Origin of the sequence: Escherichia sp. WS2035, from assembly GCF_046487065.1 — a bacterium.
GTDB classification, from domain to species: Bacteria; Pseudomonadota; Gammaproteobacteria; order Enterobacterales; family Enterobacteriaceae; genus Escherichia; species Escherichia coli.
On sequence record NZ_JBJQKD010000001.1, the window covers coordinates 810,119 to 832,568 of the forward strand.

Sequence of the window (22,450 nt, forward strand, 5' to 3'; positions counted from 1 at the left end):
GTGGCGTTTGCCACCTGTGCAATATTACTTCAGACGGTCCGCGAGATAACGCTGATAATCGGGGATCAGAATATCGACCGCGTCGTTAAAATGCGGTGACTGGATAATGAAGTCTGCCGTTGCCACGTTGGTGGCGACCGGAATGTTCCATACCGTTGCCAGACGCAGCAAGGCTTTCACGTCAGGATCGTGCGGCACGGCATTTAGTGGGTCCCAGAAGAAAATCAATACATCAATTTTCCCTTCTGAGATCAATGCGCCAACCTGCTGGTCACCCCCCATTGGGCCACTCAACATCGCGTTGACGTTCATGCCGGTCGCGCGGGAAATTAAGTTACCGGTAGTGCCTGTTGCATACAGTACGTGTTGTTCCAGTAACGGTTGATGCCGTTCCACCCAGCTCATCAGCATTTGTTTGCAGTGATCGTGTGCCACCAGCGCAATATGTTTCCGCGAAGGTAAAGTGCGAGTCGTCAGTTCCATAATGTACATCCGTAGTTAACTTTCCTACAGATTACTGTAAGTACTTATCGCTGCAAGATAAAGACTGAAAAAGCCTGCGCACAGGCACAAAAATCTCAGGAGGATGGTTGTTTTTCCGCCCATTGCAGGAAAGTATTTCGCGTTTGTGGGTCAGCCAGTTTAAACCAATACTTCAGCCGTTGTTCTGTGAGCACCTGAGACTGCGGTGGAATAGCATCCAGCTCGGAAACACCCGAAAGCAGCGTACTGTCATCTGCCATCATCGTGGCAAATTGCGGTAGTGAAGCGCGTTTCGCGGATTTGTTATAGCGTTCAACCTCGACCTCATAATCAATCGTTTTTGCCGTTGAGGTAATGGCGAGAATATCCAGCTTTACCGGAATCGGCGTCGCATCGCCATCCAACAATTCAAGGCGCGGCGCGGCATCAAAATGGTTAGCTTCCCGCTCATTCTCCAGGCGAGGCAGGCGAAAATTGACCTGGTTGATGAGCTGGGTATTAAAACTAACCACCAGTGGAGGGGAGATATAGAGCCGTTCTTCACTATTGGAAAGATGAATCGTCTTCTCAACGCGAAACACTAACTGATGCGGTCCATTGTCCAGTTCAATGCTGTCCGCACCGCGCAGCAGAGAGCTGGAAACCTTCTTACCGTCGAGTACCAGAAGATCGACATCAGTAGAAAGCCGCAGCGTGGTGGCAAAAACGGATACCGGCAAACATAATGCAATCAAGGTGGTCACGATGCCGGTTTTCATAGATAGCTCCTGTTAAAAGACCGCCCGAATAATAATGTGTCAAAATTTTTCTTTAATCATACTTACTAACATATAGACATATTTCCCGCTTTTGCTCTCATTCATTCGTATTAGCTGCATGGTTGGCATGTCGGCTTTGTCGTACACTTTGTTAAACAGTCTGGAGGAAATAATGAAAGAAACCGATATTGCAGGCATTTTAACGTCCACTCACACCATTGCGCTGGTGGGGGCAAGCGACAAACCCGATCGTCCCAGCTATCGCGTGATGAAATATCTACTCGACCAGGGGTATCACGTCATTCCTGTTTCGCCAAAAGTTGCCGGCAAAACACTGCTGGGCCAGCAGGGGTATGGCACGCTGGCAGACGTTCCGGAAAAAGTCGATATGGTCGATGTTTTCCGTAATTCAGAAGCGGCGTGGGGCGTGGCGCAGGAAGCTATCGCCATTGGCGCGAAAACCCTCTGGATGCAACTGGGGGTGATTAATGAGCAAGCGGCAGTACTGGCACGGGATGCCGGGTTAAATGTGGTGATGGATCGCTGCCCGGCTATTGAGATCCCTCGCCTGGGCCTGGCAAAATAAAAAATACCCGGAAGGCGAAAACCTTCCGGGTATGTTTATGAGAATTAGTTACGCAGACGCGGCGCCTGGAGTTGTTTGCGGATGGTCTGCGCCAGCTCATCCATGGATGGCTGTTCAGGATGTTCATCCTGCAATTCGCTACTTAGCTGGGCTTCAGCCAGGTAGGTATGAACCGGTAGGCCGTTATCATCCTCCATCACCACGTGATACCACGGAGCGGCGCGAAGCTCGTCATTCACCGCCAGCTCATCAGGCGACGGTTCAGAGAGCGAGTAAACCGGGTCGATATCCACGACCACTCCGAGATAACCTAACAGGGAATGGCGGACCTGCTGGCCGATACCGAATTTGCTGGCAATCATAGTCACCTCCCGGGAAATCTTTACCTTTGATATAAGGGTAAAATTCCACATTTCAAGTTACATGACGCGACAGGCAAACCCTTTCAGATATAGCCCTTCCGGGTAGGTAGCGATCACCGGATGATCGGCGGCCTGACGGAACTGCTCTATAAATTGTACATCACGACCGGCATCAATTGCGGCATCCGCGATGATTTTCTGAAATAAATCGCTGGTCATCAGACCGGAACAGGAGAAAGTCAGGAGAACACCGCCTTCATTCAGCAACTGAATCGCCAGCATGTTGATGTCTTTATAGCCACGGCACGCGCCCATCAACTGGCTTTTATTCTCAACAAACTTCGGCGGGTCCATCACGATAACATCAAATTTTTCACCGCGATCGCGATAAGTACGCAGCAATTTAAAGACATCATCACGGACAAACTCTGCCTTGCTCAGATCCAGTTTGTTCAGCTCAACGTTCTGCCGTGCAATATCCAGCGCTTCCTGGGAGGTATCAACGCTGACAACCTGGCTGCAACCGCCCATCAATGCCGATACGGCGAAACCACCGGTATAGGAGAAACAGTTAAGTACGCGTTTATTTTCGACGTAGCGGCGGGTAGCCAGGCGGCTGTCACGCTGGTCCAGGTAGTAGCCCGTTTTGTGCCCGTGCTGAATATCCACCAGCAGTTTCATGCCGTGTTCTTCAATCGGCAGCAGGGCAGGCGGCAACTCGCCGGTGATGGGGCCCTGAGTCAGCTCCATCCCTTCTTTTTTACGTACCGCGACGTCGCTGCGATCGTAAATGGCACATTCCGGGTACAACGTTTGCAGGGCGCTAATTAATGCCGCGCGCTGATACTCTGCGCCAGCACTCAGCAATTGCAGCACCAGAAAATTACCGAAACGATCGATAGTAATACCCGGCAGGCCATCAGATTCACCGGCGATTAAACGATAGCTGTCGAGGCCATCTTTTTGCGCCAGCCAGTCACGCCATTTTTGTGCTTGCTGCAAACGGCGGGTAAAAAAAGCAATGTCGATAGACTCAGACGGGTCAAACGTCCAGACGCGCGCCCGGATTTGCGAAGCTGGCGAATAAGCGCCGCGTGCTAACCATTTTCCCTGATGATCAACAATATCGATGGTTTCACCGAGGCTGGCTTTACCTTCCATGCGGGCAACGGCCCCGGAAAAGACCCACGGATGGCGACGAAGTAATGATTTTTCGCGCCCTTTGGCTAACACTAAACGTACACTCATAATTTACTTTTCTGTCGATGCAAAGAAATGGGCGTCATTGTCCGGAGTTTTCCATGGATTTGCAACGCGTCCATTAAGGATAAGGAGAGCAGCAATGTCGAAAGTCTGCATAATTGCCTGGGTTTACGGGCGAGTTCAGGGCGTAGGATTCCGCTACACCACGCAGTACGAAGCGAAAAAACTGGGACTAACCGGGTACGCTAAAAATCTTGACGATGGCAGCGTGGAAGTGGTTGCCTGCGGTGAAGAAGGGCAGGTGGAAAAATTAATGCAGTGGTTAAAAAGTGGCGGCCCGCGTTCTGCGCGTGTGGAACGGGTGCTCAGCGAGCCGCATCATCCCTCCGGGGAGTTAACGGATTTTCGTATCCGTTAAATGCATTTTACCGGTTTAGGCAGGCCAGCAATTTTGGTGGCTTGCTTTGCCGGACCTTTCGGGAACAGTCGGTACAGATAGCGGCTATTGCCTTTCTCTTCGCCAAATTTATTCGCCATCGCTTTTACCAGCATACGAATCGCCGGAGAAGTATTGAATTCCAGATAGAAATCACGCACAAAACGCACCACTTCCCAGTGTTCTGGCGACAGAGTAATCCCTTCGTTTTCTGCAATCACCACCGCCAGCGGCTCACTCCACTGGCTGCTTTCTTTGAGATAGCCTTCGGTATCCGTTTCTATCTCTTTACCTTCGAAGATCAGCATAATTCTTTACTACCTTAATCAGACTGGCGGCAGTGTAACAAAAAACAAAGCCCCGCATAAAGCGAGGCTCGGTAAGTAACCCTGGGCGAGATTAATCGCGGCTGGCGAAGCCCAGAATGCTCAGCAGGCTGACGAAGATGTTGTACAGCGAAACATACAGGCTAACCGTGGCACGAATATAGTTCGTTTCACCGCCATGAATGATGTTGCTGGTTTCAAACAAGATAGCGCCAGAGGAGATCAGAATGAAGACCGCGCTGATCGCCAGATGCAGAGCAGGCAGTTGCAGGAAGATATTAGCAACCATACCAATCAGCACCACCACAATACCCGCCATCAGCATACCGCCGAGGAAAGACATATCTTTGCGGGTGGTCAGCACATACGCAGAGCAGCAGAAGAACACTAACGCCGTTCCGCCCAGTGCCATAGCGATTACGTCACCCATTCCGGCAGACAGATAGGTGTTCAGAATTGGTCCGAGGATATAACCCAGAAAACCGGTAAAGGCGAATGCGGAGATAATCCCGGTCGGCTTATTCGCCGTTTTGTAGGTCAGGAACATCAAACCATACATACCCACCAGCGTCAGAATCAGACCCGGAGATGGCAGCATCAGCACCGTACTGGCAGTTGCGGTAATCGCCGAAAAGGCCAGCGTCAGGTTCAGCAGAAAATAGGTATTACGCAGCACCTTATGGGTGCTAAGCAGCGATGTACGGTCATGTGAAGAACTAACTATACGATCCATTGAGTCACTCTCTATGACAGATGTAATTAATTAAGCAGCATAATGATAATGCGTAAGGGCACCCAGAAGTTTTACCCATCTTTACGCATTTGATCTGGAACAGGTTTAACAGCGGATTATCAGGTCATTAGGCAGTGATATAACGCCCTGAGAATTTCGACAGGCAAAAGAAAAAGGGGTTAGCATTTAGCTAACCCCTTATCTTATTTGGCGGAAGCGCAGAGATTCGAACTCTGGAACCCTTTCGGGTCGCCGGTTTTCAAGACCGGTGCCTTCAACCGCTCGGCCACACTTCCGGAATGACGCGCACTATAAACATCCCGATGCGGCGTGTAAACCCCTAATTTGTTTGTTTGCCTGAAAAATAGCCAAAAGTGCATTGATAGCGTGAAACAACAGCAGATTGATCATTTCATCACCATGAATTCCTTCTCTATTTACTCGTTTAGCAACCGGCTAAACATCCCCACCACCCGGCAAAAAGAAAAATAGGTCCATTTTTATCGCTAAAAGATAAATCCACACAGTTTGTATTGTTTTGTGCAAAAGTTTCACTACGCTTTATTAACAATACTTTCTGGCGACGTGCGCCAGTGCAGAAGGATGAGCTTTCGTTTTCAGCATCTCACGTGAAGCGATGGTTTGCCTTGCTACAGGGACGTCGCTTGCCGACCATGTGCGCCCGGTGTTCTGCCGGTGTCGCAAGGAGAAGAGACGTGCGATATGAATAACGAGGAAACATTTTACCAGGCCATGCGGCGTCAGGGCGTTACCCGGCGCAGCTTTCTCAAATATTGTAGTCTGGCTGCCACGTCGCTGGGATTAGGCGCGGGAATGGCACCAAAGATTGCCTGGGCGCTGGAGAATAAACCGCGCATTCCGGTGGTATGGATCCACGGCCTGGAATGCACCTGCTGTACCGAATCTTTTATCCGCTCCGCTCACCCACTGGCGAAGGACGTCATCCTTTCCCTGATTTCCCTCGATTACGACGATACTTTGATGGCTGCCGCCGGAACCCAGGCGGAAGAAGTCTTTGAAGACATCATCGCGCAATACAATGGCAAATATATCCTCGCAGTAGAAGGTAATCCGCCGCTGGGCGAGCAGGGGATGTTCTGTATCAGCAGCGGACGACCGTTTATTGAGAAACTCAAGCGTGCCGCCGCTGGAGCCAGTGCGATTATCGCCTGGGGAACCTGCGCGTCCTGGGGCTGCGTTCAGGCCGCGCGACCTAATCCGACGCAGGCAACGCCTATCGACAAAGTCATCACCGACAAACCCATTATCAAAGTACCTGGCTGCCCGCCGATCCCGGATGTGATGAGCGCCATCATTACTTACATGGTGACGTTTGATCGTCTGCCGGATGTCGACAGAATGGGCCGTCCACTGATGTTTTATGGTCAGCGTATCCACGATAAATGCTATCGCCGCGCTCACTTCGACGCCGGAGAGTTCGTCCAGAGTTGGGATGATGACGCTGCCCGCAAAGGTTACTGCCTGTACAAAATGGGCTGCAAAGGGCCTACCACCTATAACGCCTGTTCCTCCACACGCTGGAACGATGGCGTTTCCTTCCCGATCCAGTCAGGTCACGGCTGCCTGGGTTGTGCGGAAAATGGTTTCTGGGATCGCGGTTCGTTCTACAGCCGCGTGGTCGATATTCCACAAATGGGTACCCATTCCACCGCCGACACCGTCGGTTTAACCGCGCTTGGCGTGGTGGCAGCGGCTGTTGGTGTGCACGCAGTCGCCAGCGCCGTTGACCAGCGCAGACGTCATAACCAGCAACCTACAGAAACCGAACATCAGCCAGGCAATGAGGATAAACAGGCATGAGCACTCAGTACGAAACTCAGGGATACACCATCAACAATGCCGGACGCCGCCTGGTGGTCGACCCGATTACGCGCATTGAAGGCCACATGCGCTGCGAAGTGAATATTAACGATCAGAATGTGATCACCAATGCCGTCTCCTGCGGCACCATGTTTCGCGGGCTGGAGATCATTCTGCAAGGGCGTGACCCGCGCGATGCGTGGGCGTTCGTTGAACGTATCTGCGGCGTCTGTACTGGCGTACACGCCCTGGCTTCGGTTTACGCCATCGAAGATGCCATCGGTATTAAAGTGCCGGACAACGCCAATATCATCCGCAACATTATGCTGGCAACGCTCTGGTGCCACGATCATCTGGTGCACTTCTATCAGCTTGCCGGGATGGATTGGATCGATGTGTTAGATGCGCTGAAAGCCGACCCGCGGAAAACCTCCGAACTGGCGCAAAGCCTCTCCTCATGGCCGAAATCATCCCCTGGCTATTTCTTCGACGTACAAAACCGCCTGAAGAAATTCGTTGAAGGCGGCCAGTTGGGGATCTTCCGCAATGGCTACTGGGGGCACCCGCAGTACAAACTGCCGCCAGAAGCCAACCTGATGGGCTTTGCCCACTATCTCGAAGCTCTCGATTTCCAGCGTGAAATTGTCAAAATCCACGCGGTCTTTGGCGGTAAAAACCCGCATCCAAACTGGATTGTCGGTGGGATGCCTTGCGCCATTAACATTGACGAAAGCGGCGCGGTCGGGGCAGTCAATATGGAACGCCTGAACCTGGTGCAGTTGATTATCACCCGCACGGCGGATTTCATTAACAACGTGATGATCCCCGACGCCTTAGCCATCGGTCAGTTCAACAAACCGTGGAGCGAAATCGGCACGGGGCTTTCTGATAAATGCGTCCTCAGTTACGGCGCGTTCCCTGATATCGCCAACGACTTTGGCGAGAAAAGTCTGCTGATGCCTGGCGGCGCGGTGATTAACGGCGACTTCAACAATGTACTGCCAGTGGATTTAGTTGATCCGCAGCAGGTGCAGGAGTTTGTTGACCATGCCTGGTATCGTTATCCCAACGATCAGGTTGGGCGTCATCCGTTCGATGGCATTACCGACCCGTGGTACAACCCCGGCGATGTCAAAGGCAGCGATACCAACATTCAGCAGCTGAATGAACAGGAACGCTACTCGTGGATCAAAGCGCCACGCTGGCGCGGTAACGCGATGGAAGTGGGGCCGCTGGCACGCACGTTAATCGCTTATCACAAAGGCGATGCTGCGACCGTTGAGTCGGTCGATCGTATGATGTCGGCGTTGAAACTGCCGCTTTCCGGCATCCAGTCAACGTTGGGCCGCATTTTGTGTCGCGCGCACGAAGCGCAGTGGGCCGCAGGTAAGTTGCAGTATTTCTTCGATAAACTGATGACCAACCTGAAAAACGGCAATCTTGCCACCGCTTCCACGGAAAAATGGGAACCAGCAACCTGGCCGACAGAGTGCCGTGGTGTCGGTTTTACCGAAGCGCCGCGCGGGGCGTTAGGCCACTGGGCTGCCATTCGCGATGGCAAGATTGATCTCTATCAGTGCGTGGTGCCGACCACCTGGAACGCCAGCCCGCGCGATCCCAAAGGGCAGATTGGCGCTTATGAAGCGGCGCTGATGAACACCAAAATGGCGATCCCCGAGCAACCGCTGGAGATCCTGCGTACTCTGCACAGCTTTGACCCGTGCCTCGCCTGTTCAACACACGTGCTGGGCGACGACGGTAGCGAGCTTATCTCCGTGCAGGTGCGTTAACAGCGAAGGAGAATCATCATGCAACAGAAAAGCGACAACGTTGTCAGTCACTATGTCTTTGAAGCACCCGTGCGGATATGGCACTGGCTGACAGTGTTATGCATGGCGGTGTTGATGGTCACCGGTTACTTTGTCGGCAAGCCGCTACCTTCCGTCAGCGGCGAGGCGACATATCTGTTCTATATGGGCTACATCAGGTTAATTCACTTCAGCGCCGGGATGATTTTTACCGTGGTTTTGCTGATGCGGATCTACTGGGCTTTTGTTGGCAATCGTTACTCCCGCGAGCTGTTTATCGTGCCGGTATGGCGTAAAAGCTGGTGGCAGGGCGTGTGGTATGAAATCCGCTGGTATCTGTTTCTGGCAAAACGTCCGAGTGCCGATATAGGCCATAACCCCATCGCCCAGGCGGCGATGTTCGGCTATTTCCTGATGTCAGTTTTTATGATCATCACCGGCTTTGCGCTGTACAGCGAACACAGCCAGTACGCTATTTTTGCGCCGTTCCGTTATGTGGTGGAATTTTTCTACTGGACGGGCGGCAACTCAATGGACATTCACAGCTGGCATCGGCTGGGGATGTGGCTGATTGGCGCATTTGTGATCGGCCATGTCTACATGGCGCTGCGTGAAGACATCATGTCCGACGACACGGTGATCTCCACTATGGTCAACGGCTACCGTAGCCACAAATTTGGCAAAATAAGTAACAAGGAGCGTTCATGAGCGAGCAACGCGTGGTGGTAATGGGGCTGGGCAACCTGCTGTGGGCCGATGAAGGCTTCGGCGTGCGGGTGGCGGAACGGCTGTATGCCCATTACCACTGGCCCGAGGATGTGGAGATTGTCGATGGCGGCACCCAAGGACTGAACTTGCTGGGGTATGTCGAAAGCGCCAGTCATCTGTTGATTCTCGATGCCATTGATTACGGGCTGGAACCCGGAACGCTACGAACGTATGCCGGAGAACGCATTCCGGCTTATCTCAGCGCGAAGAAAATGAGCCTGCACCAGAACAGTTTCTCCGAAGTGCTGGCGCTGGCAGATATCCGCGGACATCTGCCAGCACATATTGCCCTCGTCGGTCTGCAACCCGCAATGCTCGACGACTACGGCGGCAGCCTGAGCGAACTGGCGCGGGAGCAACTGCCCGCCGCGGAACAGGCGGCGCTGGCGCAGCTGGCTGCGTGGGGAATTGTGCCGCAACCGGCTAATGAATCGCGCTGTCTCAATTATGACTGTCTGTCGATGGAAAATTACGAAGGCATTCGTTTGCGCCAGTACCGGATGACACTGGAGGAGCAGGGATGAGCAACGACACGCCATTTGATGCGTTGTGGCAACGAATGCTGGCGCGCGGCTGGACGCCGATCAGTGAATCCCGTCTTGACGACTGGCTTACGCAAGCGCCAGACGGCGTGGTGTTATTAAGCAGCGATCCGAAACGCACGCCAGAGGTCAGCGATAATCCGGTAATGATTGGCGAATTATTGCGCGAGTTTCCCGATTATACATGGCAGGTAGCGATTGCTGACCTTGAGCAGAGCGAAGCCATCGGCGATCGCTTTGGCGTCTTTCGCTTTCCCGCCACATTAGTATTTACCTGCGGAAACTATCGCGGCGTGCTGAATGGTATTCACCCGTGGGCGGAACTGATAAACCTGATGCGCGGACTTGTCGAACCGCAGCAGGAGCGTGCCTCATGAGCGAAACTTTTTTCCATCTGCTGGGGCCAGGAACGCAACTGAACGATGACAGTTTCAGCATGAATCCACTGCCGATCACCTGTCAGGTGAATGATGAACCGAGTATGGCGGCCCTGGAGCAATGTGCTCACAGCCCGCAGGTGATTGCGCTGTTAAACGAGTTACAACATCAACTAAGCGAACGCCAGCCGCCGTTGGGCGAGGTACTGGCAGTCGATCTGTTAAATCTCAACGCCGACGATCGTCACTTTATCAATACGCTTCTCGGGGAAGGGGAAGTGTCAGTGCGCATTCAGCAGGCTGATGGTAGTGAAAGTGAAATTCAGGAGGCGATCTTCTGCGGATTATGGCGGGTACGCAGACGTCACGGCGAACAGTTGCTGGAAGACAAACTGGAGGCTGGCTGCGCACCGCTGGCGTTGTGGCAGGCGGCAACGCAAAACGTCTTGCCGACAGATTCGCTGTTACCGCCGCCCATTGATGGCCTGATGAATGGCCTACCGTTGGCCCATGAATTACTGGCACATGTACGTAACCCCGACGCACAGCCGCACAGCATTAATCTGACGCAATTACCCATCAGCGAAGCTGACCGGCTTTTTCTCTCACGTCTCTGTGGGCCGGGAAATATTCAGATTCGTACCATTGGCTATGGCGAGAGCTATATCAACGCCACGGGGTTACGCCATGTCTGGCATTTACGCTGTACGGACACCTTAAAAGGCCCGTTACTGGAAAGTTATGAAATCTGCCCAATACCGGAAGTGGTGCTGGCAGCGCCAGAAGATTTGGTCGACTCTGCGCAGCGGCTTAGCGAGGTATGCCAGTGGCTGGCGGAAGGTGCACCGACGTAAAAAGACGGTAAGTATCGCTTTCAGGCTTATGAATATCGCAATCGGCGAATACCTCTGGTCGTAGAGTTTCAGGATAAAGAGGGAGATCTACCATTAACGGGTTATTTTTCTCTCTTCGCCTACAGGAGTGCGCATGTGGGATGTCATTGATTTATCGCGCTGGCAGTTTGCTCTGACCGCGCTGTATCACTTTTTATTTGTACCCCTTACCCTGGGGCTGATTTTTTTGCTGGCTATCATGGAAACCATTTACGTGGTCACCGGCAAAACAATCTACCGCGATATGACGCGCTTCTGGGGTAAGCTCTTCGGTATCAACTTTGCTCTTGGCGTGGCTACCGGCCTGACGATGGAGTTTCAGTTTGGTACTAACTGGTCATTCTATTCCAACTATGTGGGCGATATTTTTGGCGCACCACTGGCGATGGAAGCATTAATGGCCTTCTTCCTCGAATCCACCTTTGTCGGGCTGTTCTTCTTCGGCTGGCAACGGCTGAATAAATACCAGCACCTGCTGGTGACGTGGCTGGTGGCGTTCGGTTCAAATCTCTCTGCGTTGTGGATATTGAATGCCAACGGTTGGATGCAATACCCGACTGGTGCGCATTTTGATATCGACACCCTGCGTATGGAGATGACCAGTTTCAGCGAGCTGGTCTTTAACCCGGTCAGCCAGGTGAAATTTGTGCACACCGTAATGGCGGGATACGTGACCGGGGCTATGTTTATTATGGCGATCAGCGCCTGGTATTTACTGCGCGGACGGGAGCGCGATGTCGCATTACGCTCGTTTGCCATCGGTTCCGTCTTCGGTACTCTGGCGATTATCGGTACGCTGCAACTCGGAGACAGTTCTGCGTATGAAGTCGCGCAAGTACAACCGGTAAAACTGGCGGCGATGGAAGGGGAGTGGCAAACAGAACCTGCACCTGCACCGTTCCATGTGGTTGCCTGGCCGGAACAGGATCAAGAGCGTAACGCCTTTGCCATCAAAATTCCCGCGCTGCTAGGGATCCTCGCCACTCACTCATTAGATAAACCCGTGCCGGGTCTGAAGAATTTGATGGCTGAAACCTACCCTCGCTTGCAACGTGGACGTATGGCCTGGCTGTTAATGCAGGAAATATCGCAAGGCAATCGTGAGCCGCATGTGTTGCAGGCATTCCGGGAGCTGGAAGGCGACCTGGGTTACGGCATGTTGCTCTCCCGCTATGCGCCGGATATGAATCATGTCACAGCCGCACAGTACCAGGCGGCGATGCGTGGCGCGATACCTCAGGTTGCGCCGGTATTCTGGAGTTTCCGCATCATGGTGGGCTGTGGTTCCCTGCTGCTACTGGTGATGCTGATTGCGCTTGTCCAGACGCTGCGTGGCAAAATCGACCAGCATCGCTGGGTGCTGAAAATGGCGCTCTGGAGTTTGCCGCTGCCGTGGATTGCGATTGAAGCCGGATGGTTTATGACCGAGTTTGGTCGTCAGCCGTGGGCGATACAGGACATCTTACCGACATACTCCGCGCACTCCGCCTTAACCACAGGACAACTGGCTTTCTCACTGATCATGATCGTAGGGCTTTACACCCTGTTCTTAATCGCCGAAGTCTACCTGATGCAGAAATATGCCCGTCTGGGGCCGAGCGCGATGCAGAGTGAACAACCGACGCAGCAACAGGGGTAAAGGAGAAAATCATGTTTGATTATGAAACATTGCGTTTCATCTGGTGGCTGCTGATTGGCGTGATCCTGGTGGTCTTTATGATCTCCGACGGATTTGACATGGGGATCGGCTGTCTGCTGCCGCTGGTGGCGCGTAATGATGATGAACGTCGGATAGTGATAAACAGCGTTGGCGCGCACTGGGAAGGCAATCAGGTCTGGTTGATCCTCGCAGGTGGGGCATTATTTGCCGCCTGGCCCAGAGTGTATGCAGCGGCGTTTTCCGGCTTTTATGTGGCGATGATTCTGGTGCTGTGCTCGCTGTTCTTCCGCCCGCTGGCCTTTGATTATCGCGGAAAAATCGCCGATGCACGCTGGCGTAAAATGTGGGATGCCGGACTGGTCATCGGCAGTCTGGTGCCGCCGGTAGTCTTCGGTATTGCATTCGGCAACTTGCTGCTCGGCGTGCCGTTTGCTTTCACACCGCAATTACGCGTGGAATATCTCGGCAGCTTCTGGCAACTGCTGACGCCATTCCCTTTATTGTGTGGATTGCTCAGTCTTGGGATGGTGATTTTGCAAGGTGGCGTCTGGTTACAACTGAAAACTGTTGGTGTGATTCATCTGCGTTCACAGCTGGCGACCAAACGCGCCGCACTACTGGTGATGCTGTGCTTTTTGCTGGCGGGTTACTGGCTGTGGGTTGGTATTGATGGCTTTGTGCTGCTCGCCCAGGATGCTAACGGTCCTTCCAATCCATTAATGAAACTGGTGGCAGTGCTACCTGGTGCCTGGATGAATAATTTCGTCGAATCGCCCGTTTTGTGGATCTTCCCGCTGCTGGGGTTCTTCTGCCCATTGCTGACGGTGATGGCGATTTATCGTGGTCGCCCGGGTTGGGGATTTTTGATGGCGTCATTGATGCAATTTGGCGTGATTTTCACGGCAGGCATCACGCTGTTCCCCTTTGTCATGCCGTCAAGCGTGAGTCCGATCTCCAGCCTGACGTTGTGGGACAGCACTTCCAGTCAGCTGACGCTGAGCATTATGTTGGTAATCGTGCTGATATTTTTGCCCATTGTGTTGCTCTACACTCTCTGGAGCTACTACAAAATGTGGGGGCGCATGACGACAGAAACTCTCCGCCGTAACGAAAACGAGCTGTACTAAGGAGCAGGAACAATGTGGTATTTACTTTGGTTCGTCGGCATTTTGTTGATGTGTTCGCTCTCCACCCTTGTGTTGGTATGGCTGGACCCGCGTCTGAAAAGTTAACGAAGGTAAGCCTGATGAGGCGCATTAGCGTCGCATCAGGCAATCAATAATGTCGGATATGAAAAGCGGAAACATATCGATGAAAGCGATCTTGATCCCATTCTTATCTCTTCTGATTCCGTTAACACCGAAATCTGCATTCGCTCAGAGTGAGCCGGAGCTGAAGCTGGAAAGTGTGGTGATTGTCAGTCGTCACGGTGTGCGTGCACCAACCAAGGCCACGCAACTGATGCAGGATGTCACCCCTGACGCATGGCAAACCTGGCCGGTAAAACTGGGTTGGCTGACACCGCGCGGTGGTGAGCTAATCGCTTATCTCGGACATTACCAACGCCAGCGTCTGGTGGCCGACGGATTGCTGGCAAAAGAGGGCTGCCCGCAGCCAGGTCAGGTCGCGATTATTGCTGATGTCGACGAACGTACCCGTAAAACAGGCGAAGCCTTCGCCGCCGGGCTGGCACCTGACTGTGCAATAACCGTACATACCCAGGCAGATACGTCCAGTCCCGATCCGTTATTTAATCCTCTAAAAACTGGCGTTTGCCAACTGGATAACGCGAACGTGACTGACGCGATCCTCAGTAGGGCAGGAGGGTCAATTGCTGACTTTACCGGGCATCGGCAAACGGCGTTTCGCGAACTGGAACGGGTGCTTAATTTCCCGCAATCAAACTTGTGCCTTAACCGTGAGAAACAGGACGAAAGCTGTTCATTAACGCAGGCATTACCATCGGAACTCAAGGTGAGCGCCGACAATGTCTCATTAACCGGTGCGGTAAGCCTCGCATCAATGCTGACGGAGATATTTCTCCTGCAACAAGCACAGGGAATGCCGGAGCCGGGGTGGGGAAGGATCACCGATTCACACCAGTGGAACACCTTGCTAAGTCTACATAACGCGCAGTTTTATTTGCTGCAACGCACACCAGAGGTTGCCCGCAGTCGCGCCACCCCGTTATTGGATTTGATCATGACAGCGTTGGCGCCCCATCCACCGCAAAAACAGGTGTATGGTGTGACATTACCCACTTCAGTGCTGTTTATCGCCGGACACGATACTAATCTGGCAAATCTCGGCGGCGCACTGGAGCTCAACTGGACGCTTCCAGGTCAGCCGGATAACACGCCGCCAGGGGGTGAACTGGTGTTTGAACGCTGGCGTCGGCTCAGCGATAACAGCCAGTGGATTCAGGTTTCGCTGGTCTTCCAGACTTTACAGCAGATGCGTGATAAAACGCCGCTGTCATTAAATACGCCGCCCGGAGAGGTGAAACTGACCCTGGCAGGATGTGAAGAGCGAAATGCGCAGGGCATGTGTTCGTTGGCCGGTTTTACGCAAATCGTGAATGAAGTACGCATACCAGCGTGCGCTCTCCATCAAGACAAATAAACATTTGCCGCTGTTGGTCCACGCAGGCCATTTACGCGGCAAAATTCCACGCGTAATCCTGGTATAAGCACTTCTGCGTCGCGGGGAGTGAATGCGGAAATATGGACCTGGACTTCTTTACGACCGTCGGAGGGGATAATGAATCCTTTGCCGCTTTTGCGATCAAAGGTTTTGACAATTCCTGTCATTTTACGGGACAAACAAATTCCTTACTGAAAATACTGCGCTGCACTATACGGGGTTAATAAAATAAAGCCAGCGATATTTAAGACCGCCGGACGGCTAAAATAAAATTTGCTTAATCTCAATTATCATGCGTTAATAGCTGCGTCGGTTTGAAAGACAGACAGCATACAAAGTAGTTTACTAAAGCAGTTCTCATTATCAGGCATTATCCCCTTCTTTTGAGTCTCTCTCCTGAACACTAAGTAGTTTCTGTATTAAAGCCCTGTTTGCCGAAAGGCCCAAAATGAAGGAAGTAAAATATGTCTAATAAAATGACTGGTTTAGTAAAATGGTTTAACGCAGATAAAGGTTTTGGCTTTATCACTCCTGATGATGGCAGCAAAGACGTTTTCGTCCATTTCACTGCCATCCAGAGCAATGAATTCCGCACGCTGAACGAAAATCAGAAAGTTGAATTTTCTATTGAGCAGGGGCAACGTGGTCCCGCGGCAGCGAACGTTGTTACGCTCTAAGGTTGCCGTTATTACTCAACATCTCCATTTCCGCTGTCCATGTTGCCATGGTTCACAGTACCGCACATCGGCATTCGATGTGACGGAGCGAAACCCTTTGGGTGCAAAGTGCATTTTTTGTAAATCGACGATGATCACCTTTGATAACGTTGCGCTGCAAATACGCACTGACCATGCGCCGCTGGATTTCACAAAATAATATCAGGCTCCCTCGTGGAGCCTTTTTTATATCTGCCTTATTTTTCTTCAACGCTGTATGTATAGTAAGCGATAACCTGTTGATTATTGAATCTTTCGGGGAGATGGCTTATAACATTTCTTACCTGACCAGGGTACCGGGAACCAACACCTTACTGGCGTGTTGCTGTCTTTTAAGACCAGAAGAGGTTAACAGTGAATATTGAAGAGTTAAAAAAACAAGCCGAAACGGAAATCGCCGACTTTATCGCGCAAAAAATCGCCGAGCTGAACAAGAATACAGGGAAAGAAGTCTCTGAAATTCGCTTCACCGCACGAGAAAAAATGACCGGGCTTGAAAGTTATGATGTCAAAATCAAAATAATGTGATTTTGTGAACATCACCCCGTGCGAGGTGATGTTCCGCTTGTTGCTAATTTAGTGACCAATCATTGGCGATTGCGGAATTAAGCGTTGGTACAATTCCTCCGGTACCGGGCTTTGCCATACTCCCGCATACATTGCGTAACCAATCGCCGCAAACATAATCCCCATAACCAGTAGCGTCATTAACCAGCCAGACAACGCAAAGGCTTTTTTATTTGCCGCAGGTTTTTGCAGTGAAAAGGCCAATGTTGAGGCTACCGGACATGACTCTACGCAAGTCATACAGCCGGTACATTCCACTGTTCGTACCTGAATTAATTTATCGACCGGGATCCGTGATGGGCAACTTTTTGCGCATTTGCCACAATCGATACAACTTTCGGCATTGCGACGAATCTTAAACGGCGATAATAGCGAAACCACGCCCATCAGCGCGCCATATGGGCAAAGATAACGACACCAGGCATGGCGAATAAACAGGCTGGCAATCAGCAAAACGATCATGCTGATTAATGTCGCGGTCCCCATATGACGAAAGAAATCGAGCATTTTAACGTCCATCACCACGCTGTAGGGCGACAACATAAAATAGTGAATCGCCTGAGCGGGCATCAATAACGCGATATAGAGAAAAAAACTCAACAGCAAATACTTCACGCCGCGCAGAGGAATATCCAGCCAGCGGGGAAGGACAAATTGCCGACCAAACAGTTTGTTACCGAGATCGCCGATTAATTCCGAAAGCGTACCAACCGGGCATAACCATGAACAAAAGGCCTTTTTGAGTAATAGACTGATGACGATAAAAGCGACCAATAACAGCATCGCGGCGGCGTGGACGGACGGTAACTGACCTGTTGCAAGGCTATATTTCAGATTCATCAGACCGGCAATCGGTAGCCAGCCTTCGATACCACCCGGTCTGGTGACAAATGTCGTACTACCTGCCGTTTCGTAATAGCGCACCCAATACCAGAACGTGATGGCAATATAAATATTAATTGCCAACAGTAATAATTGCGTCGCTTTACGCCAGGTCGTGGCATTGCGCCAGTCATTCCACGGTAATTTGCCGCCCGTCGTGCCTGGCCGCCGTTGCCAGCGGGTTCTTTTTTTCTCTGCCATGATTTTGCCAGTCCGTTAAGTTGCATACCAAATGCCACTATTCTAGTTGTTCTTAACTGGCTGATATTGATTCAAATCGCGTTCAGGTCTTTCTTATTAACCATGCTTCCAGAGCGGCAACACTGCGTGTAATTTCTTCGTGTGGAAGGGGGGCAGATAATGGCTGCTGCTCCAGTTGTGCGCATTGCTGGCTGGCGCTACGCATTCCCAGACTCGAGCAACTGCTTTTTAGCTGATGTGCGGCACGCTTTATTTTCTCGTTATCCTGACTGGCGCGGGCAATGTCGATTTCATCGAGAAGCGGCAGGGCATGTTGTTTAAATAATATCAGCCATTCGTGGATCTTCTCCGCCCCCATTAAATGAGCATCTTCATTGAGTTGCGATACATCCAGTGGTTGATCGTTATTGACTTGCAGTTGGAGATAGTGCGCCAGTAATTGACCGAGCACTTCACGCGGCACCGGTTTAGGGATAATCCCGCGAAATAGCGAACTGGTACGCTGTCGCAGTGTTTCGTCAATGACATGGGCGCTAAAGCCAATCAAAACCAGCGACGGATATTGCTGTGCCAGTTGTCGGGCAAGCGTAATGCCGTCGATATCCGGTAGATCAAAATCCACCAGTGCGGCAGCAAACGGTTCACTATTTTGCAGTGTCTCTAAAGCCTGCGCGGCATTTCCTACGGCAACGACCTGCGCCCCACTGCTGTTCAACATCTCAACGGTAATCCGCTGGGTTAGCGGGTTATCTTCAATTAACAGCAAACGTAAACCGTCCAGACGCACCGCCTGATTGACTGTTTTTGGCACGGGTGCAGTGGCAACACGTAACGGCACGCGTAAACAAAAACAGCTTCCAACCTCCGGCGTGCTGGTGGCGCTCAATTCGCCGCCCATCGCCTGGGCCAGACGGCTACTGATAGTCAGCCCCAGCCCGGTGCCGCCGCGTTTGCCGCTAACCTGAACAAATGGCTGGAAGATTTCAGCCAGTTTCGCGGGATCAATACCGCAGCCGCTGTCTTCCACTTCGACCAGCCATTGTTCGCCATCAATGCGACTACGCAGAATAATGTGCCCTTCGTCGGTGAAACGCAGGGCGTTGCTCAACAGGTTGGTAATGACCTGACGAATACGCCGCGGATCGCCCATTAACGCAGTCGGTACATCGTCGGCAATTTCTGTTGCCAGGCGAATCGGGCGACCTTTCACCCTTCCGCTCATTAATTGCAGGGTACTTTCCAGCAGCGGGCGCGGTTCAAAGGGTTCATCGCTGACCGAAACATTCTTGCCGCCTGCTTCGATAGCCGAATAATCGAGAATATCGTTGAGGATGGTCAGCAACGATTCACCAGAGTCGGTAATCGCCCGCAAATCATCGCGCTGGGCGTTAAGTGCGGGGTTATCTGCCAGCAGCTGTGCGGTGCCGAGAATACCGTACAGCGGTGTGCGGATCTCATGGCTCATCGCCGCCAGAAACGCCGATTTTGCCTGGCTGGCTTTTTCTGCTTCCGCCCGTGCCTGTCGGTGTTCTATCACCAGTTCCTGCAATTCAGCTGTACGCGCTTTGACCTGCGCCGCCAGCTGTTCGCGGTGGCGATTCAGTGCATGAACACTGCTGCGAAACGCATCCATCAGCCGCCCGATGGTATCCAGTTCCCGTACGCCAGCGGTTTCCGGGAAAGGGGAGTCGATATCACCATCCAGCAAGCGTTGCAGCGCCTGCGTTTGTTCTGCAAGAGGGCGCGTGACTGAGCGATAAACCACGCGCCAGAGGATCAGAATCAGTGCGCAAAGAGAAACTAATCCCAGCAATAACAGGCTGTATTGCCCGCGTGCACTGGCTTTTTCCAGATGAGCCAGCCCGTGCTGATTACGCAGCTCAATGGTGTCGACCAGCTGACTGACTTCGCTACTAAACTGCGCGAATTGGGCGATGTTATTTTGGGCGAGAGTTTGCAGGTGATTGCTGATTTCACTGTCCTGCTGATACAGCGCCAGCAAATCGCTATATTGGCTAACGGTAGTTAACGTTGTTGCTACCTGAGTACGAACACCCGGATCTTCAATGCGTATTTGCCGACGTTGCAGAATTTTCACCGCATTATTGAGCTGCTTTTCCAGCGTTGGCGCATTTTTCTGGATCTGTTCCAGCCCCAGATTCATCACCATTTGCTGCACCCGCAGGGCGCTAAGGCGCAGTTCATTCATCTGGTTAACATACTCAAGATCGATATCAATCAGCCGATCGAGTGCACTTTCTGCGGCTTGACGCTGATGTTGTTCGATCAAATCGTAAATCCCGGCCTGGGTCGCTCCGGCGGAGGTTGCCGCATTATTCGCCTGACCTTGCGCCAGGCGTGCGATTTCATCGGCGGCGGCGACTATCTGCTGACTGAGTTGCTGTTGTTGCTGGCGAAGTTGCAAACGCTGCCCCACCAGTTCCCCTTGCTGACGTAACGAACGGGAGATCTCCTGCTCCTGTTGTTCAATAGCGGTGGTGTCAAAACCTTGTTCCCGTAACGCTTGCAGCAACGCATTAATCTTCAGACTTTGTGCGGTGAGCATTCGCCCCTGCGCCTGCCACATCTTTTCGTTATCGGCACTGGTCAGGTTCTGCGCGGCGAAAAGTTCCCAGGCGCTGGCTTCGCTCAACTGGCGCGCCATATTCATGGTAGGAATCAATGCCTGAGTGTTGTCTTTTTCCACCTGGCTGATAAAGCGCAGGTTGTACCATCCCACCAGGGTACTGGTCAGGGTTAACAGCGCCATCAGGGCAAAGCCCATCCAGAGTCTTCGGGTCAGGGTTAAATTCACGGTCGGTGCACTTAAGGTGAAAAAGGTTGAGTCGCAAAGCGGAATGCATCTAGCATAAAGCCTTATTATTGATGAGGCTATCATGCGCGTACTGCTATTTTTACTTCTTTCCCTTTTCATGTTATCGGCATTTTCGGCTGATAACCTGTTGCGCTGGCATGATGCGCAGCATTTCACGGTGCAAGCCTCTACGCCGCTTAAAGCCAAACGCGCATGGAAACTGTGCGCGCTTTATCCCAGCCTGAAAGATTCATACTGGTTATCGTTGAACTATGGTATGCAGGAGGCTGCTCGCCGCTACGGTGTGGATTTAAAAGTGCTGGAGGCAGGCGGCTACAGCCAGTTGGCTACCCAGCAAGCACAAATCGACCAGTGTAAACAGTGGGGCGCAGAGGCCATTTTGCTCGGTAGTAGCACGACGTCATTTCCCGATCTGCAAAAGCAGGTAGCAAATCTGCCGGTGATCGAACTGGTAAATGCTATTGATGCTCCCCACGTGAAAAGCCGCGTTGGTGTGCCCTGGTTTCAGATGGGCTATCAACCAGGGCGATATCTGGTGCAATGGGCGCACGGTAAACCACTGAACGTGCTGTTGATGCCCGGCCCCGATAACGCCGGGGGCAGTAAGGAGATGGTAGAGGGTTTTCGCGCAGCCATTGCCGGAAGCCCGGTGCGTATTGTTGATATTGCGCTCGGTGATAACGATATTGAAATCCAGCGTAACCTGTTGCAGGAGATGCTGGAACGCCATCCAGAAATCGACGTCGTTGCCGGAACGGCCATTGCGGCAGAGGCGGCAATGGGGGAAGGGCGTAACCTGAAAACGCCGCTTACCGTGGTGTCGTTTTATCTTTCACATCAGGTGTATCGCGGGTTGAAGCGGGGAAGAGTGATTATGGCTGCCAGCGATCAAATGGTCTGGCAAGGGGAACTGGCGGTTGAGCAGGCCATCAGGCAATTACAGGGGCAATCGGTGTCTGATAATGTCAGCCCACCGATTTTAGTCATGACGCCGAAAAATGCCGACCGCGAACATATCCGCCGCTCGCTGTCACCAGGGGGATTTCGTCCGGTTTATTTTTATCAGCACACATCAGCGGCTAAGAAATAACCTTCGCCATGTTGTGTCACCAGTAAATCCGCACTGAGTTTATGGCGTAAACGACGAATTAACACATCGACGGTGCGCAGGTCAGGGTTTTCCACCCGACGCGCAGAGAGCATACGCAGCAGACGTTCACGGCTGAGAATTTCGCCCGGATTAGTCACAAATGCCACCAGCATTTCATACTCTGCGCGGGTCAGTTTAATCGGCTCGCCATCCCGCTCCAGCGTATGGCGCGACACATTCAGGCAATAACCGGCAAAGCGATAGCAGTTGTCCTGAGTGTGCGGTTGCGCCTGTCGCGCGAGGTCGATTCGCCAGAGCAAATTTTTCACTCGTACCACCAGTTCGCGCAGCTCCAGCGGTTTGGTGACGTAATCGTCTGCGCCCATTTCCAGCCCAACAATACGGTCAATCCGATCGCTGCGTCCGGTAACCAGAATAATCCCTACCGTTGAGCGTTCTCGCAGGGCGCGGGTTAACATCAGGCCATTTTCATCGGGCAAATTGATATCCAGCAGAATCAAATCCACCGGCTGATTCTGCATAATTTCCCGCAGCCCGGCACCGCTCGCCGTAACGGAAACGGTATACCCCTCCTGAGTGAAGTAAGATTGTAATCGCGCCTGGGTAACCGGCTCATCTTCAACAATAACAATGTGATGTGGCATCAGAGGGTTTTACTCATTCTGTTCATATCTGTTCATATTCTGCCGTAAGCCGTTCATCCTGACCAGTGCCGCT

At 52.2% G+C, this 22,450-nt stretch carries 26 protein-coding genes, 1 tRNA gene and 1 pseudogene; 17 read left to right on the top strand and 11 right to left on the bottom strand.

What is annotated here, in order from left to right; translation table 11 throughout:
- Positions 1-24: 24 nt before the first annotated feature.
- Positions 25-483, bottom strand: a complete 459-nt coding sequence (gene mgsA, locus ACJHX4_RS03915) for a methylglyoxal synthase (protein ID WP_001295939.1) — start codon at positions 481-483, stop codon at positions 25-27.
- A gap of 95 nt (positions 484-578) precedes the next feature.
- Positions 579-1,241: a DUF2057 family protein gene (locus tag ACJHX4_RS03920; RefSeq protein WP_000847791.1), complete on the bottom strand. Its 663-nt coding sequence runs from the start codon at positions 1,239-1,241 to the stop codon at positions 579-581.
- Positions 1,242-1,413: 172 nt separating this feature from the next.
- On the opposite strand from ACJHX4_RS03920, the gene ACJHX4_RS03925 reads away from it, so the two are divergent.
- Positions 1,414-1,827 carry a CoA-binding protein gene (locus tag ACJHX4_RS03925; protein WP_000665217.1) on the top strand — a complete coding sequence of 138 codons (414 nt, stop codon included), beginning with the start codon at positions 1,414-1,416 and terminating at the stop codon, positions 1,825-1,827.
- A 44-nt stretch (positions 1,828-1,871) separates the two neighbouring features.
- Here the strand turns inward: ACJHX4_RS03925 and hspQ are convergent, their stop codons facing one another.
- Both hspQ and rlmI read right to left on the bottom strand, forming a co-directional pair.
- Positions 1,872-2,189, bottom strand: a complete 318-nt coding sequence (gene hspQ / locus ACJHX4_RS03930; RefSeq protein WP_001295356.1) for a heat shock protein HspQ — start codon at positions 2,187-2,189, stop codon at positions 1,872-1,874.
- A gap of 57 nt (positions 2,190-2,246) precedes the next feature.
- The gene (rlmI, locus tag ACJHX4_RS03935; protein WP_000116318.1) at positions 2,247-3,437 is read right to left on the bottom strand and encodes a 23S rRNA (cytosine(1962)-C(5))-methyltransferase RlmI; all 1,191 of its coding nucleotides are present in this window, start codon (positions 3,435-3,437) and stop codon (positions 2,247-2,249) included.
- 94 nt (positions 3,438-3,531) lie between these two features.
- Here rlmI and yccX point away from each other — a divergent pair, with 94 nt between their 5' ends.
- Positions 3,532-3,810 (top strand): acylphosphatase, encoded by a 279-nt coding sequence (yccX, locus tag ACJHX4_RS03940; protein WP_000048236.1) that lies wholly within the window; start codon positions 3,532-3,534, stop codon positions 3,808-3,810.
- Here the strand turns inward: yccX and tusE are convergent.
- The 3 genes from tusE to ACJHX4_RS03955 form a co-directional block, all read right to left on the bottom strand.
- A complete protein-coding gene (gene tusE, locus ACJHX4_RS03945; protein WP_000904443.1) occupies positions 3,807-4,136 on the bottom strand; it encodes a sulfurtransferase TusE in 330 nt (109 codons plus the stop codon). The two genes, yccX and tusE, sit on opposite strands and share 4 nt — an antisense overlap.
- Before the next feature lie 91 nt (positions 4,137-4,227).
- Positions 4,228-4,887: an FtsH protease modulator YccA gene (gene yccA / locus ACJHX4_RS03950; RefSeq protein ID WP_247773227.1), complete on the bottom strand. Its 660-nt coding sequence runs from the start codon at positions 4,885-4,887 to the stop codon at positions 4,228-4,230.
- Between the two features lie 208 nt (positions 4,888-5,095).
- A tRNA-Ser gene (locus ACJHX4_RS03955) sits at positions 5,096-5,183 on the bottom strand.
- 427 nt (positions 5,184-5,610) lie between these two features.
- Here ACJHX4_RS03955 and hyaA point away from each other — a divergent pair.
- The 10 genes from hyaA to appA all read left to right on the top strand — a co-directional run bounded on the left by hyaA (position 5,611) and on the right by appA (position 15,399).
- Positions 5,611-6,729, top strand: a complete 1,119-nt coding sequence (gene hyaA, locus ACJHX4_RS03960) for a hydrogenase 1 small subunit (RefSeq protein WP_001295940.1) — start codon at positions 5,611-5,613, stop codon at positions 6,727-6,729.
- Positions 6,726-8,519 carry a Ni/Fe-hydrogenase large subunit gene (gene hyaB / locus ACJHX4_RS03965; protein WP_000107362.1) on the top strand — a complete coding sequence of 598 codons (1,794 nt, stop codon included), beginning with the start codon at positions 6,726-6,728 and terminating at the stop codon, positions 8,517-8,519. The genes hyaA and hyaB overlap by 4 nt, the downstream gene beginning before the upstream one ends.
- A gap of 18 nt (positions 8,520-8,537) precedes the next feature.
- A complete protein-coding gene (hyaC, locus tag ACJHX4_RS03970; protein ID WP_410239905.1) occupies positions 8,538-9,245 on the top strand; it encodes a Ni/Fe-hydrogenase b-type cytochrome subunit in 708 nt (235 codons plus the stop codon).
- Positions 9,242-9,829: a hydrogenase 1 maturation protease gene (hyaD, locus tag ACJHX4_RS03975; RefSeq protein WP_000003638.1), complete on the top strand. Its 588-nt coding sequence runs from the start codon at positions 9,242-9,244 to the stop codon at positions 9,827-9,829. Before hyaC ends, hyaD begins: the two co-directional genes overlap by 4 nt.
- Positions 9,826-10,224 (top strand): hydrogenase-1 operon protein HyaE, encoded by a 399-nt coding sequence (hyaE, locus tag ACJHX4_RS03980; RefSeq protein WP_000063960.1) that lies wholly within the window; start codon positions 9,826-9,828, stop codon positions 10,222-10,224. The genes hyaD and hyaE overlap by 4 nt, the downstream gene beginning before the upstream one ends.
- Complete coding sequence (locus tag ACJHX4_RS03985; protein ID WP_000004879.1) at positions 10,221-11,078, top strand: hydrogenase expression/formation protein; 858 nt, start codon at positions 10,221-10,223, stop codon at positions 11,076-11,078. Before hyaE ends, ACJHX4_RS03985 begins: the two co-directional genes overlap by 4 nt.
- A gap of 133 nt (positions 11,079-11,211) precedes the next feature.
- Entirely contained in the window at positions 11,212-12,756 is a 1,545-nt protein-coding gene (gene appC / locus ACJHX4_RS03990; RefSeq protein ID WP_000263563.1) for a cytochrome bd-II oxidase subunit 1, read from the top strand.
- Positions 12,757-12,767: 11 nt separating this feature from the next.
- Complete coding sequence (gene appB, locus ACJHX4_RS03995; RefSeq protein ID WP_000460803.1) at positions 12,768-13,904, top strand: cytochrome d ubiquinol oxidase subunit II; 1,137 nt, start codon at positions 12,768-12,770, stop codon at positions 13,902-13,904.
- 12 nt (positions 13,905-13,916) lie between these two features.
- On the top strand, positions 13,917-14,009 hold the full coding sequence (gene cbdX, locus ACJHX4_RS04000; protein ID WP_000270305.1) for a cytochrome bd-II oxidase subunit CbdX: 93 nt from the start codon (positions 13,917-13,919) through the stop codon (positions 14,007-14,009).
- Positions 14,010-14,088: 79 nt separating this feature from the next.
- Complete coding sequence (appA, locus tag ACJHX4_RS04005; RefSeq protein WP_410239906.1) at positions 14,089-15,399, top strand: bifunctional acid phosphatase/4-phytase; 1,311 nt, start codon at positions 14,089-14,091, stop codon at positions 15,397-15,399.
- Here appA and cspH read toward each other — a convergent pair.
- Positions 15,387-15,599, bottom strand: coding sequence for a cold shock-like protein CspH (gene cspH / locus ACJHX4_RS04010; RefSeq protein ID WP_000087763.1), 213 nt, complete (start codon positions 15,597-15,599; stop codon positions 15,387-15,389). The two genes, appA and cspH, sit on opposite strands and share 13 nt — an antisense overlap.
- A gap of 285 nt (positions 15,600-15,884) precedes the next feature.
- On the opposite strand from cspH, the gene cspG reads away from it, so the two are divergent.
- Genes cspG through ACJHX4_RS04030 form a run of 4 tightly spaced genes read left to right on the top strand, consistent with a single transcriptional unit; the run spans position 15,885 to position 16,664 of the window.
- Positions 15,885-16,097, top strand: a complete 213-nt coding sequence (cspG, locus tag ACJHX4_RS04015) for a cold shock protein CspG (protein ID WP_000066490.1) — start codon at positions 15,885-15,887, stop codon at positions 16,095-16,097.
- Between the two features lie 10 nt (positions 16,098-16,107).
- Complete coding sequence (locus tag ACJHX4_RS04020) at positions 16,108-16,296, top strand: cold-shock protein (protein ID WP_071524879.1); 189 nt, start codon at positions 16,108-16,110, stop codon at positions 16,294-16,296.
- Positions 16,271-16,501 carry a protein YmcE gene (gene ymcE, locus ACJHX4_RS04025; RefSeq protein WP_001309400.1) on the top strand — a complete coding sequence of 77 codons (231 nt, stop codon included), beginning with the start codon at positions 16,271-16,273 and terminating at the stop codon, positions 16,499-16,501. The genes ACJHX4_RS04020 and ymcE overlap by 26 nt, the downstream gene beginning before the upstream one ends.
- Positions 16,491-16,664: a GnsA/GnsB family addiction module toxin gene (locus ACJHX4_RS04030; RefSeq protein WP_001019197.1), complete on the top strand. Its 174-nt coding sequence runs from the start codon at positions 16,491-16,493 to the stop codon at positions 16,662-16,664. Before ymcE ends, ACJHX4_RS04030 begins: the two co-directional genes overlap by 11 nt.
- 48 nt (positions 16,665-16,712) lie before the next feature.
- Here the strand turns inward: ACJHX4_RS04030 and ACJHX4_RS04035 are convergent, their stop codons facing one another.
- Complete coding sequence (locus tag ACJHX4_RS04035) at positions 16,713-17,786, bottom strand: 4Fe-4S binding protein (RefSeq protein ID WP_000818460.1); 1,074 nt, start codon at positions 17,784-17,786, stop codon at positions 16,713-16,715.
- A gap of 71 nt (positions 17,787-17,857) precedes the next feature.
- Positions 17,858-20,601 (bottom strand): annotated as a pseudogene (gene torS / locus ACJHX4_RS04040) (TMAO reductase system sensor histidine kinase/response regulator TorS).
- 82 nt (positions 20,602-20,683) lie between these two features.
- Here torS and torT point away from each other — a divergent pair.
- Complete coding sequence (gene torT / locus ACJHX4_RS04045) at positions 20,684-21,712, top strand: TMAO reductase system periplasmic protein TorT (protein ID WP_001264949.1); 1,029 nt, start codon at positions 20,684-20,686, stop codon at positions 21,710-21,712.
- On the opposite strand, the gene torR is transcribed toward torT, so the two are convergent.
- Positions 21,685-22,377: a two-component system response regulator TorR gene (gene torR, locus ACJHX4_RS04050; RefSeq protein WP_001120112.1), complete on the bottom strand. Its 693-nt coding sequence runs from the start codon at positions 22,375-22,377 to the stop codon at positions 21,685-21,687. The two genes, torT and torR, sit on opposite strands and share 28 nt — an antisense overlap.
- Positions 22,378-22,450 lie beyond the last annotated feature (73 nt).